The sequence below is a fragment of the Arthrobacter sp. KUASC02 genome (assembly GCF_059739395.1).
Window position 1 is genome coordinate 1,083,653 of the sequence record NZ_AP046053.1, and the last position, 14,042, is coordinate 1,097,694.

Annotated in this window: 10 protein-coding genes; 6 read left to right on the plus strand and 4 right to left on the minus strand. The window is 69.2% G+C overall.

Annotated features, from left to right (window positions below; translation table 11 throughout):
- The first annotated feature begins 52 nt into the window (after positions 1-52).
- The 6 genes from AC6JAC_RS05000 (at position 53) to AC6JAC_RS05025 (ending at position 6,695) form a co-directional block, all read left to right on the plus strand.
- Positions 53-1,585 (plus strand): Gfo/Idh/MocA family protein, encoded by a 1,533-nt coding sequence (locus tag AC6JAC_RS05000; protein WP_497963647.1) that lies wholly within the window; start codon positions 53-55, stop codon positions 1,583-1,585.
- A gap of 34 nt (positions 1,586-1,619) precedes the next feature.
- A complete protein-coding gene (locus tag AC6JAC_RS05005) occupies positions 1,620-2,588 on the plus strand; it encodes an NAD-dependent epimerase/dehydratase family protein (protein ID WP_497963649.1) in 969 nt (322 codons plus the stop codon).
- Positions 2,585-3,490, plus strand: a complete 906-nt coding sequence (locus AC6JAC_RS05010; RefSeq protein WP_497963651.1) for a 5-dehydro-4-deoxyglucarate dehydratase — start codon at positions 2,585-2,587, stop codon at positions 3,488-3,490. The genes AC6JAC_RS05005 and AC6JAC_RS05010 overlap by 4 nt, the downstream gene beginning before the upstream one ends.
- A complete protein-coding gene (locus AC6JAC_RS05015) occupies positions 3,490-4,647 on the plus strand; it encodes a mandelate racemase/muconate lactonizing enzyme family protein (protein WP_497963653.1) in 1,158 nt (385 codons plus the stop codon). The genes AC6JAC_RS05010 and AC6JAC_RS05015 overlap by 1 nt, the downstream gene beginning before the upstream one ends.
- Entirely contained in the window at positions 4,644-6,113 is a 1,470-nt protein-coding gene (locus AC6JAC_RS05020) for an aldehyde dehydrogenase (NADP(+)) (protein WP_497963655.1), read from the plus strand. The genes AC6JAC_RS05015 and AC6JAC_RS05020 overlap by 4 nt, the downstream gene beginning before the upstream one ends.
- Before the next feature lie 213 nt (positions 6,114-6,326).
- Positions 6,327-6,695: a hypothetical protein gene (locus tag AC6JAC_RS05025; protein WP_497963657.1), complete on the plus strand. Its 369-nt coding sequence runs from the start codon at positions 6,327-6,329 to the stop codon at positions 6,693-6,695.
- 27 nt (positions 6,696-6,722) lie between these two features.
- On the opposite strand, the gene AC6JAC_RS05030 is transcribed toward AC6JAC_RS05025, so the two are convergent.
- The 4 genes from AC6JAC_RS05030 to AC6JAC_RS05045 all read right to left on the minus strand — a co-directional run bounded on the left by AC6JAC_RS05030 (position 6,723) and on the right by AC6JAC_RS05045 (position 13,842).
- Positions 6,723-9,152, minus strand: a complete 2,430-nt coding sequence (locus AC6JAC_RS05030) for a SulP family inorganic anion transporter (RefSeq protein WP_497963659.1) — start codon at positions 9,150-9,152, stop codon at positions 6,723-6,725.
- A gap of 324 nt (positions 9,153-9,476) precedes the next feature.
- Positions 9,477-10,613, minus strand: coding sequence for a M24 family metallopeptidase (locus AC6JAC_RS05035; protein ID WP_497963661.1), 1,137 nt, complete (start codon positions 10,611-10,613; stop codon positions 9,477-9,479).
- Positions 10,610-12,700, minus strand: a complete 2,091-nt coding sequence (locus tag AC6JAC_RS05040; protein ID WP_497963663.1) for a DUF6807 family protein — start codon at positions 12,698-12,700, stop codon at positions 10,610-10,612. The genes AC6JAC_RS05035 and AC6JAC_RS05040 overlap by 4 nt, the downstream gene beginning before the upstream one ends.
- Entirely contained in the window at positions 12,697-13,842 is a 1,146-nt protein-coding gene (locus AC6JAC_RS05045; RefSeq protein ID WP_497963665.1) for an acetylesterase, read from the minus strand. The genes AC6JAC_RS05040 and AC6JAC_RS05045 overlap by 4 nt, the downstream gene beginning before the upstream one ends.
- Positions 13,843-14,042 lie beyond the last annotated feature (200 nt).

Here is a 14,042-nt window from a genome sequence, read left to right on the forward strand (position 1 = left end):
TACCGGCCGTCAAGCGGCCAGCGTTCCTGCCTTCCGAAAGGGTTACACCGCAATGGGCAACACCGCCAATACCGTCACTCCGGGCAGCACCGTCGCAGCCGACGACACAACAGCCAGCGGCACAATAGCCAGCGGAACAGCAGCCAGCGGCACAGCAGCCGCAGCCGCCGGCTCTGTCTCCGCCCACCCCGTCCGCAAAGCGCGCATCGCGCTGATCGGCACCGGGGGCCGGTCCGAGATGTACATCCGTGCCATCTTCGGCAAGCACTCGGATACCGCCGAACTGGTGGCCTTCTCCGACGTGAACCCCGGCCGCGTGGAGTTTTACCAGAAACTCATCCAGGAACTCGGCGCTCCGGGTCCTGTCGCGGCCTTCGATCCCGCCGATCTGACCGCCTTCATCCGGGCCAACGACATTGACCGGGTGGTGGTGACCACGCCGGACTACACCCACGCCGACTACATCGTGGAAGGCCTCGAGGCCGGTGCCGACGTCGTCGTCGAAAAGCCGCTGACCATCGATGCCGAAGGCTGCCGCCGGATCACCAAGGCGGTGGAAGAGACTGGCCGGAACGTGGTGGTCACCTTCAACTACCGCTACTCGCCGCGCAACAGCGCGCTGAAGGAGATCATCCAGAGCGGCGTGATCGGCAAGGTCACGTCCATCGACTTCAGCTGGGTCCTGGACACGGTCCACGGCGCGGACTACTTCCGCCGCTGGCACCGCGAAAAGAAGAACTCCGGCGGCCTGCTGATCCACAAAGCTTCCCACCACTTCGACCTGGTCAACTGGTGGATCGACGATGTGCCGGAGCGCGTTTTCGCCTCCGGCGGACTGAAGTTTTACGGCGACACGAACGCCGCCGAGCGGGGCCTGGGCCCCCGTCCGGAGCGGGGAACCGTGGACACGGAGGTCCGGGACCCCTTCGCGCTGGACCTGCGTGAAGACGAGCGGCTCAAGGCGCTGTTCCTGGACAACGAGCATTACGACGGCTACCGGCGCGACCAGGACGTCTTCACGGCCGGCATCACCATCGAGGACAACCTGGCGCTGGTGGTGGACTACCAGGGCGGTCCCGTCCTCAGCTACTCGCTCAATGCGCACAGCCCGTGGGAGGGCTACCGCGTGGCCGTCAACGGCACCGAGGGCCGCGCCGAACTCGAAGTGGTGGAACGGGCGGCGGTGGTGCACAGCACCGACAAGAAGACCGTGGTGGATCCCTCCGCGACGCCGGTCGATGAAGACGACGCGGTCCGCCGCAACGGTGAACGGCTGGTGGTCCAGCGGCATTGGGAGGCGGCCTATGAAGTGCCGATCGTGAACGGCGAAGGCGGCCACGGCGGCGGCGACGAGCTCCTCCTGTCCGATCTCTTCAACGGCCCCGGCGAGGACCCGCTGGGCCGTCCGTCCGGCTACCTCGACGGCCTCCGTTCCGTTTCAGTCGGCATTGCCGGCAATGCGTCCCTGGAGTCCGGGCTGCCGGTCCGCACCGCGGACCTGGGACTCGGCGCCGACCTCCGCCGGGCCGCCCGGCCGGCGGCCCGATCGGCGTCGACCGGGCCGGCGTCGACCCGTGCCCAGTGACCTGACCCCCAGACCGAGTAAGGACCAGATCACCATGAGCAGGATTTTTGTTACCGGCGGCTCCGGCCGGCTGGGGCGCAGCGTTGTTGCCGGCCTCGCCGCCGCAGGCCACTACGTCATCTCCGTGGACCGGGACGCTGTCCCCGCAGCCCAGCTGCCCGACGGCGTTGAGCAGCACACAGCCGACCTCCTGGCGCCGGGGGAGGCGGTGCGCCTCCTGCGCGAAACAGCGCCCGACGCCGTCGTCCACCTTGCGGCGATCGCCGTACCGTTCAGCGCGCCGGAAGACGTCATTTTCAGCACCAACACAAGGCTAGCATACGCCGTGGTCAGCGCGGCGACGGAACTGGGCATCGGCAAGATCGTCACCGCAAGCAGCCCCACCGTGCTGGGGTACGGTTCACCGGCCGGCTGGCTGCCGGAGGGCTTCCCGGTGGACGAACGCACCACCCCCAAACCGTGGAACGCCTATGCGCTGTCCAAGCTCATTGCCGAGCAGACAGTGCAGATGTTCGCCGCTGCCCAGGGAGATGCCATCCGCTACGCGGCCTTCCGGCCCTGCTATGTGATCTCGCCCGAGGAATGGGACGGGGCACCCACCCAGCAGGGCCACACCGTGGCCGAGCGCCTGGCCGACCCCGCCCTGTCGGCTCCGGCACTGTTCAACTACGTGGACGCCCGCGACGTCGCGGATTTCCTGGACGTGCTCCTGCAGAAGATGGACACCATCCCCAACGGGGAAACCTTCTTCGTGGGCGCCGCCGACGCGCTGGCCACCGCACCGCTTGCCGAACTGATGCCGCGGTTCCTGCCCGGCAGCTCGGAGCTTGCGGCCGGACTCACCGGCACCAGCCCGGCCTTTTCGATTGCCAAGGCCCGCGAGCTGCTCGGCTGGGAGCCCCGGCGAAGCTGGCGGACCGAGCTGAAGACTGACACCACCCTCAACGACGAGACCCCTGCCGTGCTGGTCGCGGCAGGCACAGGATCAAAGGAGACCCGATGAAATTCGACGGCGTACTGTTCTTCCCCGTCACGCCCTTCACGCCGGAAGGGGCCGTGGACGTGGACATCCTCAAGGAGCACATCACGTCCCGCCTGCCGCACGGGCCGGGCGGCGTGTTTCCGGCCTGCGGCACCGGCGAGTTCCATGCGCTGAGCCTCGACGAGGTGCGCACCGTGGTGACCGCCGCCGTCGAAGCCGTTGCGGGACAGGTGCCGGTGGTGGCCGGTGCCGGCGGTCCGCTGGGCCACGCGCTGGCCGCCGCCCGGGTGGCCGAGGAAGCGGGAGCGGACGCGCTGCTGGTCCTTCCGCCGTACCTGGTGACCGGCCCCACCGACGGCCTGGTGGCGTACATCGAGGCAGTGGCCTCGGCCAGCAGCCTGCCGGTGATCGTCTACCACCGCGGCAACGCCAAGTACACGGCCGCTTCCATGACCCGCCTGGCCGCCAACCCCAAGGTGATCGGCTTCAAGGACGGCCTGGGCGACGTTGGCCTCGCCCAGGAAATCGTCAGCGCCATCAACGCCACCGGCCGCGAGGACTTCCTGCTCTTCAACGGCCTGCTCACCGCGGAACTGACCCAGGGCGCCTACCGCGGCCTGGGCATCCCGCTCTATTCCTCCGCCGCGTTCGCCATGGCACCGGAGATCGCCAAGGCCTACTACGACGCCTACATCTCCGGCGACGAGGACCGCCGGCACGCCCTGCTGGAAGGCTTCTACGCGCCCCTGGTCCGCCTCCGCGACCAGACCCCGGGGTTCGGCGTCTCCCTGATCAAGGCCGGACTGCGCCTGGGCGGCCTTCCGGTCGGTCCGGTCCGCGCCCCGCTCGTTGACCCCACCGAGGAACAACTCGTCCAGCTCAAGTCCATCCTGGCCAAGGGCTACGAGCTGGCCGGCCGCTAATGGGTTCGCCAGTTGCCGGAGCCCAGCTTGCCGAAGCCCCAGTTGCCGAAGCGGTCCGCACCGCACCGCTCATCACGGGTCTGTCCAGCCGCGTCCTGACCGTTCCGCTCCTGCGGAGCTGGGGTGCGGAGGCACCGGAAAACCATGTGATCGTCACCGAACTCCAAACGGACGACGGCGGCACCGGCCATGGCTTCTCCTGGACGCCCACCATCGGCCCGCAAGCGGTCAAAGCCCTCCTCGACTTCGACGTCGCGCCTTTCATCAGGGGGCTCGACGCGAATCCCGAAGGAGTGTGGGACCAGCTGTGGAAGCGGCTGCACGAAGCCGGTGGCGGGGGACTGACCACCATCGCCATGGCCGGCGTTGACCTTGCGTTGTGGGACCTGCAGGCACGGCGCGCCGGAACCTCGGTGACCGGGCTGCTGGGCCAGCGCCAGGATTCCGTGGAGGTGTATGGCTCCGGCGTGAACCTGCACTATTCACTCGGGGAGCTCGTGGCCCAGGTGGAGCGCTGGGTTGCCGCCGGGCACAACGCCGTCAAGATCAAGGTGGGAAAGCCGGACATCCGGGAGGACGCCGAGCGCGTGGCCGCCGTCCGCAAGGTCCTGGGGCCCGACCGCAAGCTCATGATCGACGCCAACCAGCGCTGGGACCTGCCCGCCACCTTTCGGGCCCTGGACGTGCTGGCGGAGTTCGGCCTCGAATGGCTGGAAGAACCGCTCCGCGCGGACGATCTCTGGGCCTACCGCAGGCTGCGCCAACACTCGCCGGTGCCCATCGCTCTGGGCGAGAACCTGCACACCATTTACCGCTTCCGCGACTTCATCGAAGCCGGCGCGGTGGACATCATCCAGCCCAACATCATCCGCGTCGGCGGCATTACCCCGTTCCGGCGCATCGTGGAACTTGCCCGCACGCACAGCATCAGGGTCCTGCCGCACCTGCTGCCGGAGCTCTCCGGCCAGCTCGCCTTGACCATGGCCGAGCCCACGCTGGTGGAGGACGTTGAGGACGCCTCCTTCGAACAGCTCGGCGTACTGGACGCGCCCTCGCCCGTGCACGTCAGCAACGGCCGGCTCACGCTTGCCGGCCGGCCCGGGCTGGGGTTCGCTTTCTCGGACCCCTCCGACCACCAGGACAGGAAATTACTGTGACAACTGCAACCCTCGACCTCACGGCCCTGACGGCCGCCGCCACCCGGGCGGCCAAAGCGGCCGCTGCAGCGTCCGACGTCGAACGGTCCCGTTGGCTGCACGCCGTCGCCGACGCCCTGGACGCCAACGTGACGGAACTGGTGGCCATCGCCGATGCGGAAACCCGGCTGGGTGCCGCACGGCTGACCGGCGAGGTGGCCCGCACCACCGGCCAGCTGCGGCTTTTCGCCGCGGTGATCACCGAAGGCTCCTACCTGGAAGCGGTGATCGACCATGCCGATCCCTCGGCCACGCCGCCCAAACCGGACCTGCGGCGCCTGCTGAAGCCGATCGGCCCCGTGGCTGTGTTCTCGGCGTCGAACTTCCCGTTCGCGTTCTCGGTGGCGGGCGGTGACACGGCGTCTGCCCTCGCCGTCGGCTGTTCCGTGATTGTGAAGGCCCACTCCGGCCACCTCAGGCTGTCAGAGCGGACGGCGGACATCGTCACGGCGGCGCTGGCTGCGGCCGGTGCCCCCGACGGCCTGTTCGCGCTGGTCAGCGGCCGGGAAGCCGGCACCGCGCTGGTGCAGGATCCGGCGATCAAAGCCGTGGGCTTCACCGGCTCCATTCCCGGCGGCCGGGCGCTGTTCGACCTGGCCGTTTCCCGGCCCGAGCCCATCCCGTTCTACGGCGAACTCGGCAGCCTCAACCCCGTGGTGGTCACCGCCGCAGCGTTGCGGGCCCGTGCCGGCGAGCTGGCCGCAGGCCTCGCAGGGTCCTTCACCCTCGGCGCCGGGCAGTTCTGCACCAAACCGGGGCTCGTGTTCATCCCGGCCGGCAGCGACTTCCCGGCGCTGCTGGCCGAAGCCACCAAGGACAAGGCGGCCGCGCCCATGCTGACGGAGCGCATCGCCGAGGCCTACCCGGACGGACTGCAGGCGGTGGCTGGACTGACCGATGCCGCGGGCGCGGCAGCCGTCGAGGTGGTCAGCGGGTCAATCGACCAGGACGCTGCTGCCGACGGTGCCGCCCCGGTGGTGTTCCTGACCTCCGCGGCAAACGTACTGGAGCGCCCGGAGGAACTGCTGGAGGAGTGCTTCGGGCCCACCACGCTGCTGATCGAATACTCGGACCAGGACGAGTTGGCCGAAGCCCTTGCCGTGGTGCCCGGCAGCCTGACGGCCACCGTCCACGCGGAGCCGGGCGAGGATGTTTCCGGCCTGGTGGAGCTGCTCTCCGGCCTCGCCGGCCGTGTGCTGTTCGACGGCTGGCCCACCGGCGTTGCGGTGAACTGGGCGCAGCAGCACGGCGGGCCGTACCCGGCCACCACGTCGCTGTTCACCTCGGTGGGGGCGACGGCGGTGCGCCGCTTCCAGCGTCCCGTTGCCTATCAGGAGGCTCCCGAAGCAGTGCTGCATCCTGCCCTGCGTGAAGCTAACCCGCTCGGCATTCCGCGCCGCGTGGACGGCGTGCTGGTGCTTCCGTAGCTTCACAGGGCAGTTCACGGCAGGCGACACAGGAAGATCACCGCCCGGAAACGTTGCCGCAATCTTGTTGGGGGAAGCTGTTCCCAGGAGCATCGCCAGGGGAGGCACACAGTGGAAGCAAGCGGGAATTCAACCATCCGGACGTGTTCGGATTTGGCAGTCGGGGAAGAAATTGAGGCCTGGCACAAGGGCCGGCTGTTCCACCGGGGGAGCGTGACGGAGACAATTCCTTCCACGGACCTGTTCTGGATTGTGGATTCGCGAACCGGGGCGCGCAAGCTGCTGGACGTGGAGGCCCTGGAAATTGTCAGGGTTGAAAAGACCGTTGCGGTTGAGGCCGTCCGGGCTGAGCCTGTGGGTGCTCGCCCGGCCAGGCCTGAACCGGCCAAGCCTGCGGCCGCGAGGCGCGAACCGGCCAAGCCTGCGGCCGCGAGGCCTGAGCCGGCCAAGCCCGCTGCCGCGAGGCGCGAATCTGCCCGTGTGGAATCTGCCTACGTGGACAAGGCGGCACGCGCGGAGCGGCTCGCCACTCCGCGCGCAGCCCGTCGGGAACCGCACGTCGTGTGGTTCTCCAACGCCTGAATCCCGGACCGTTCCGGCTCACACAGTTCAGTGGCTGCTTGCAGCGGGGTCCAGGTGGCCGATGCCGTCGGGCGTGATCTGCAGGACGCGGGCCGTGGAGATGTCGTAGAACAGCCCCGCAACATGGACGCGTCCTGAATTAAGCGCTTCCTGCAACCCGGCGTGGCCCTGGAGCCTGTCGAGCTGGACTGCAACGTTCACCATGGCCAGCTGGTCCACCGCACCGTAACCGGCCTCGGCTGCAGCTGCCTGTACGGGATGTCCGTTGCGGAAAGCCGTCAGGCTTGGCCGGGCATGGTCCAGCCAGACGTCGATGGCGCCCCGATCGCCCGCGCCGTCAGGGTCAACAGCACCATCAGGTTCAACAGCGCCGTCCGGGTCTGCCCACAGGGCGGTCATGGCACCGCAGCCCGAATGCCCGCAGACCACAATCGATTCCACCGAGAGTTCGTTGAGGGCAAACTCCAGGGCTGCCTCGATGGAGGCGTCCCGGCCGTCGTCGCCCACCACATTGCCCACGTTCCGTACGGTGAAGAGATCACCCGGGCCGCTGCTGGTGATGAGGTTCGGCACCAGGCGGGAATCCGAGCAGGCCACGAACAGGGTGCCCGGATCCTGGTACGAGGACAGCTCCTGCACATGGGGACGCACCAGATGGGCGTTCCGCCGGTGGTAGTTGTCCACGCCATCCAGTACCGAACGCAACGGTCCCGGAACGTGCGGCCCCGGGTTATCCGGTCCCGCAGCATCCTGCCCTGCAGCATCCGGTCCTGCCCCGCCCTGCCCTGGAGCATCCGGCGCGGCAGCTTGCGGCCCTGCCGCGCCCTGCCCGATCAGCCGCCGCTGCCAGCTGCGCCACGGGGCGAAGCCGCTCCTCAGGGCCGAACGCGAACTGCCGCGGCTCGGCGGCCCCGCCTGGGCGTCGTGCAGCGTAGCGGTGCCGCTTTCCTCGATGACCACGGTGCCGCCGTTGCCCACGTGGCGGTTCCGCCAGGCCTCAAGGGTGTCGTGCACGGGGTGGTCCAGGAAGTCCACCTCCAGCTCAACGGTCACGTGCGTGCCGGCCGGAACAGAGGCCAGGACAGTGCTCAGGCGCGGCAGCGAGAGGAAGCTGCAGGACCCGTCGATCACCACGCGCCAGCGGTTGCCGTCGCCGGCGCCAGTCGGTTCCGCATGGATGCTGGCCCGCGCCACCCGCCAGAGAACCAGGGCGACGGCCAGGACGAGGCCGGTCAACACTCCCACCAGGAGGTTGATGAACACCACGCAGAACAGGGTGACGCCGTAGACGGTGAGGTCACCGGTCCGCCGTGCGGTCCGGATGTCGGCCGCCCGGACCAGGCGGGAGCCGATCACGATCAACAGTCCCGCCAGGACAGCCTGCGGAATCAGCTGGATGAGTCCCGCCAGCAGCAGCGAGAACACCAGCACCCAGACGCCATGGAGTATGGCCGACTTGCGCGTCCGTGCACCGGCTTCAAGGTTGGTGGCGCTCCGCACGATCACTCCGGTGACGGGCAGGCCGCCCAGCATTCCGGAGGTCACATTGGCGGCGCCCTGTCCCAGGAGTTCGCGGTTGAAATCCGTCCGCGGTCCGTGGTGCATCTTGTCTACTGCCACGGCGGAGAGCAGGGATTCGACGCTGCCAATCAGTGCCACAGTCACCACGCCAATCACCACGGCGGTCCAGTTCCCGCCGGGCATCTCGGGCAGGGACAGCGCCGCCAGCAGGGAACCGTCGAAGGTGATCCGGTCCACGTTGAAGGGCAGGGAGAGGGCGGTGGCCGCGATGACGGCGACCAGGGGCCCGGGAACCCGGCGTACCGCCGCGGGAAGGTGCTTCCAGCCGAGCAGCACGGCGATGACCACCGCGCCGAGGACCGCCGCGGCGAGGTCCGCGGCGAAAATGCTGCCCGGCATGGCCATGATGTTGTCCCAGGCCTCGCTGGCGGACTCGGCGCCGAGCAGCACGTGCAGCTGCTGCAGCACGATAGTGATGCCGATGCCGGCGAGCATGGCGTGAACCACCACCGGTGCGATGGCCAGCGCAATTCGGCCCACCCGTGCCAGGCCGAGCAGCGCCTGGAGCACGCCCGCCGCGGCCGTGATGGCGCAGGTGGCCGGCCAGCCGAATTGTTCGATCAGGCCGGCGACGATGACTGTCAGCCCGGCTGCGGGTCCGCTGACCTGCAGGGGTGAACCGCCCAGGCTTCCGGCGACGATCCCGCCCACGGCGGCTGCGATCAGGCCGGCCATGACCGGGGCGCCCGAGGCGGCCGCGATGCCCAGGGACAGCGGGACAGCCACCAGGAACACCACAAGGGATGCCGGCAGGTCCCAGCGGAGTCCGTCGGTCAGGAACCGGCGCCGGTTTGCCGGGGCCCGGTTGGCCGGCTGGTTCCCTGCCGGTGGTTTTGCGGGGGCGGGCGGGTCCGTCTTGGCGGGTGCTGATGGCATTGCAGTCCTTCGCTGGTACGTCGCGGTCCCGTGCCACGCTATTGACGCTCCAGTCCGGCCCGCAAGGGAACCGATCGTGAGAAAGAACACGCCAAAAAACCCGCTGCCAGCCACGTAACGGAGGCTCAATGGGCCCTATCCCGCGGATTGTGGAGCCGACCATTTCAGCACTGCCGGGAGTCGGCGGACCCCACCGAATCGGACTAGGTTTTCAAGTCAAATCCAATCGATGGGCCATCTGATCGGCGTCCAAGGCAGAAAAAATTCCGTGGTTTCGCCCTGATACTGCCTACCGGTCTATACCGGTGACTCCATGTTGCGTGCTCACAGCTCCAGTGTGAGCGGCCGCCGGATCCCGTTCACGACGGCGGCGGGCCAGCGCGGATCCACGCTGAGGACTGCGATCCCGGCCCCGGTGAGCTGCACCGTGTCCTCGATCTTCACTTCCGGACCGGACGGGTTCCAGGTGAAGGTCTGGTTGGGAACCACCAGGTCCTCGGTTGCGGGAGTCGCCCGGGGATCGCGGCCTGCATATCCGGCCGGACCGCCCTGGTGGTGGAGGGTCCACTGGTCGGGGCCGAAGCCGTGCCGGACGTAGGCCTCCCGGATTTCCGCGAAGATGCCGTCAAGGCGTGCCCCGGGAACGGTGGCGTCAAAGATGTCCGCCTCCACCGCGGCAATCCGGGCTTCGGCATCGAGTTCGGCCGGGGTGCCGGCGTCGAACCGGACCCAGCGCGTTACGTTGGCCACCAGCCCGTTGCGCCGCGCGCACACCACCGCCATAGCCCGCCGGCCGATCGGTGCGGGGGTGGGCAGCGGATGCCGGAACCCGCTGCGGCCCGCACCGTTGCACAGGAGCACCAGCGGCTCGGCCCCCATCGCCACGATCCGGGCGGCCAGGGCGGAAGCCACGGCGAACTCCGTGGTTTCCGGAGTGGCTTCGGCGAGGACGTCGGTCATGGCGGCCGCCGCGTCGGCGCATAGCCGGGCATACCGGCTGCTTTCGCCGGGCAGGAACTGCTGGCGGGCCGTCCTCAGCTCGGCCGCGACATCGGCTTCCGAGAGCGGCTTCCCTCCCGGAGCGAGCATGGATGCGGCGGCATGCAGCTGCCCGTGCCACGGCACCGCGTGGAGGGCGACGCCGTCGGGCAGTTCCTCCGCCGCGATCCGGGCGGCCTCGTTGTTGAAGGTGACCAGATGGTCGCCGTCGCGGTCAACCAGCATTGCTGCGACGGGGTCACCGGCCAGGCTGATGTGGACCCGGCTCCCGTCCAGGTACCACGTCAGCGCCGTGTTGGTGGTGAGCAGGAGAGAGTCCCGGCCCGCGGCGTCCAGGATGTCCAGGACGCGCCGCCGTTTGACGGCCCGGTCGGCCGGGTTCCCCGGGGCCTCGGCGTCGCTCAGATTCGACACCTGATGTGTCTCCTGTGCCTGTTGCGTTTGCTGTGTAACGGTGTTCATGCGGTTTCCCCCAAAGTGGTGATGAGCTGTTCGATATCGCTAGAGGACAGGAGCCCGTCGGCCACCAGGACGGTGACGGTCCGGTGCAACGGGTTGGCGTGGCTGGCCACTGCCGGCTGCTCCCAGGCCAGGGAGAGGCCGACGCCGGGATACCCCGCCACGCGGACAAACCAGGGGTCGCCGGGCTGCTCGGGCCCCGGCCGGGGCAGGAAGACCAGGGTGGCGCGACCGCCGTCGGGCTCTCCCTGCCGGAAGATGCCCGACCACGCCAGCCATGGCGCCGCACCGGACGGGACGGCCCCGTGCAGGGATTCTTCCCCCTCCGCGGACGCCGTCCACACCCTTGGCCCGTCGACGGCGGGAAGCCGCCAGAAGAAGCCCCCGTAGCCGCCCTGCGGCCGGCCGTTCGAGCCCGGACTGCCGAGCGTGACCGGGTCCGGTCCGTTCGGCGTCAGGGTGAAGTCCAGCGTGAGCCGCCACACGGAAGAGCCGACGGCGGCCCAGCTCCACGCCCGCTGTTCGTTCAGGAGCGGTGTGCCGTCCGGCCGGAGCCATTGCAGTGTTTCGGTCCGCACGTTCCCGTCACGGTCAGCCGCGACCGTGACAATGCGGCCGTGGTCGTTCCGCCAGACGTAGGCGCCGGCGTCGCGGGTATAGGTGCGGCCGCCCCAGAAGTTCACGCCGTCCACGTCCTGGACGGCAACCCCCGCGCCGAGGTGCCACACATGGTCCTCGGGCAAATGGTCCGTCACAACGGTCCCGGCCAGGGTTCTGACCGGGTGGAGGTACGGGCGGGACGAGGACGTGGGTGCAATCCGGCGGCCGTCGTTTCCGCGGGCCACTTCGCGGCCGTTCACCGTGAAGCCGTCCACGGTGAACTCGGGCTGTTCGGTCTCCAGCTCCCGGGCCCACGGCACACCAAGTTCAGCGAAAGTTGCCTGCGCCGCGGCGGCCCGGCGCACCAGCTGGCTGATTCCGCGGACCACCGGATGGGCGTCGTCGTCCCCGCCCTTCCAGGTGACGTGCCCAGCGCCGATCGCACGCGGAGGTTCCGCGGTCCGGATGGCTTCCAGCACCGTCATAAAGGCGCCGTTGCCGGCCAGCGGGCTCAGCAGCCCGTGCGCACCGGCAGGGGAGCGGCGGGCAGCCAGGAGGTTCTCCAGCAGATCGGTGCGGCCGAAAGTTTCCGTGCGCTCGCGGTCGGGCGTTGTCACGGTCAGCCGGTCCTCGGTGTAGAAGAAGTCAGCCCTGCCCAGGGTGCCGTGGACGGTGACAGCCGGCGCGGTCTGTTCCTCGGCGCAGAGGGTCAGCGCGCAGAGGAGGACGCCGCCGCGGGACGTGCGGACCCGGATCACCGAGGTGTCGTCGCTTTCGGTGGCGTGGGCGCGGTAGAGGTCCGTTTCCACGGACAGGACGTCGTCAGCCTTTTCCGCACCGGCGATCTTCAGTCCGGTGGCCACGGCATGCGCAAGGGCATTGGTGGCTACGCCGTCCACTACGTCGGTACCGTCCAGGCTGCGTTTGCCGGCCCAGCGTGAGCGTTTGAAATAGCCCCTGGTGCGCACCCACGTGCCGACCGCGCTCACTCCGCGTACCTCGCCGATTTCACCGGACGCCACAATCCGGTCCAGGGCCGGCAGGGCGTGGGAGCCGAGGCTTTGGAAGCCCACCTGGACCAGCCGGCCGGCCCGCCGCGCTGCGGCGAGCACTTCGTCGTACTGGGCCAGGGACGCCATCGGCGGCTTTTCCACGTAGACATCGGCCCCCGCAGCGATCGCCGCCAGGGCAAGCGGCGCGTGGGTCTGGATGGGGGTGGCCAGAATGACGACGTCGGGCGCCGGCCCGGCGGCCAGCAGTTCCTCCAGCGACGCGAACGTGGCCACGCCCTCGGGAAGCGTGCCCTCGGCCGGCGGGCGGGGGTCCGCCACCGCCACGAGCTGCACGAGGTTGAGCTCGCCCAGTCGGCCCAGATTGTCCAGGTGGCGGGCACCGTAGCCGTGCGCCCCCACGAGGGCGATGCGCGGCACCGGGGAAGTGGCCGGCCGGCGTAGTTCGTCGGTGGCGGAACTAAAAGTATCGGCTGTCATGAGAGTCCGTTCTGGCGGGCTGTGGCGAGGGGAACAGGGGAAAGCTGTTGCCGCAGGAAGGCGGCGGCTTCCTCCTGCATGTCCGTAGTGAAAGCGTGTCCGCCCGGCCAAAAACTGCCGGTGTAGCGGCCGTGCGGCGGAGCGCCCAGGATGGCGTCAGCGTCGCGCATTCCGTCCTCGGGGAACAGCTCATCCGCCAGCGCGTACTGCACCAGGAAGCTGTCCGCGGTGGAGCGTGACGCCAGTTCGGGAAAGTCGCCCAGCCGGGACAGTCCGGGGGTCTGGAGGAGCCAGGAATGGGCGTCCAGGTAGGCAGGGACCAGCGAGCGGTAAGTGGTCATCATGCAGGTGACCACGAAGCTGCGTACCAGCGGACTGAGCGCGGCCAGCACCAGTGACCTGCCGCCGCCGCCGGAGAACCCGGCGCTGCCCAGCCGGCCGGCGTCCACGCCCGGAAGCCCGGCAAGGACCTGCAGGGCTGCGAGATCGTCATGCGCCACCATCCCCGCGAAGCTCGTGCCCAGGAGTCCCGCCGCTTTCGCCACGGTGTCCTCGTGGGCCGCCGCGGCGGCGTCGTAAAGCTCCGTTTCGGAAGGCACGACGCCGGCCTCCCGCCAGAGCGCCTTGCGGCCCTCCATGACGGCGGCAGTCCGCCACGGGGGCGTGCCCAGGGCGAAACGGCGGCTGCCCCACGAGAAGGTGTCGTGCGCCAGGACCGCGAAGCCCTGCGTTGCAAGCCAGGTGGCAAACGGGCGGCCGCCGTAGAGGCGTTGTTGGAGGTCCGCGGCCAGCGGATCCACCAGGCGTCCGGCTCCTGCGGACTTGATGCCGGCGTGGCAATGGAGCGCCAGGATCCCCGGCAAAGGCCCTGTTGCGCCGGCCGGGCGCAGGAACCAGGCACGGGTGCGGGGACCGAAGCCCAACTGCCAGCTGACCCGCGAAGTAGTGACGCCGTCGTGCGTTGCTTCCGACTCGATCACCGTGCCCGGCGCTGCCGGACCGGCCGGAACCCCGAGTGCGTCCGCCAGTTCCTGCCCCGCCGAAGTCTCCGCAAGGTGCCGCGGATGGGTGCGCAGGTAGGACGGCCAGTCCTCGTAGCCGCCGATGGCGCTGGGCCGCGGCGCGGTGCCGGGTGCAAGCATCGTTGTCCTGCCTTTCGCTGGTGCTCTGATCCGGAGGTAACCGAAAGTCAGAAAACGCTTTCTCAAAAATTAGCAAAAGGCTGTACACCGGTCAAGAAAGCGTTTACTTTGGTACAAAGCCGCTGTTGGCCCGGTCACTCCGGAAGCCAGGCAGCCGGGTAGTGTCGGAACGGTCCGCGCGGCCCGGGACGGCGAAAAGC

Excerpts from the sequence above, each read along its gene's own strand:
- AC6JAC_RS05000 (WP_497963647.1), top strand. The coding sequence starts at position 53 with ATGGGCAACACCGCCAATACCGTCACTCCGGGCAGCACCGTCGCAGCC.
- AC6JAC_RS05005 (WP_497963649.1), top strand. The coding sequence starts at position 1,620 with ATGAGCAGGATTTTTGTTACCGGCGGCTCCGGCCGGCTGGGGCGCAGC.
- AC6JAC_RS05010 (WP_497963651.1), top strand. The coding sequence starts at position 2,585 with ATGAAATTCGACGGCGTACTGTTCTTCCCCGTCACGCCCTTCACGCCG.
- AC6JAC_RS05015 (WP_497963653.1), top strand. The coding sequence starts at position 3,490 with ATGGGTTCGCCAGTTGCCGGAGCCCAGCTTGCCGAAGCCCCAGTTGCC.
- AC6JAC_RS05030 (WP_497963659.1), bottom strand. The coding sequence starts at position 9,152 with ATGCCATCAGCACCCGCCAAGACGGACCCGCCCGCCCCCGCAAAACCA.
- AC6JAC_RS05035 (WP_497963661.1), bottom strand. The coding sequence starts at position 10,613 with ATGAACACCGTTACACAGCAAACGCAACAGGCACAGGAGACACATCAG.
- AC6JAC_RS05040 (WP_497963663.1), bottom strand. The coding sequence starts at position 12,700 with ATGACAGCCGATACTTTTAGTTCCGCCACCGACGAACTACGCCGGCCG.
- AC6JAC_RS05045 (WP_497963665.1), bottom strand. The coding sequence starts at position 13,842 with ATGCTTGCACCCGGCACCGCGCCGCGGCCCAGCGCCATCGGCGGCTAC.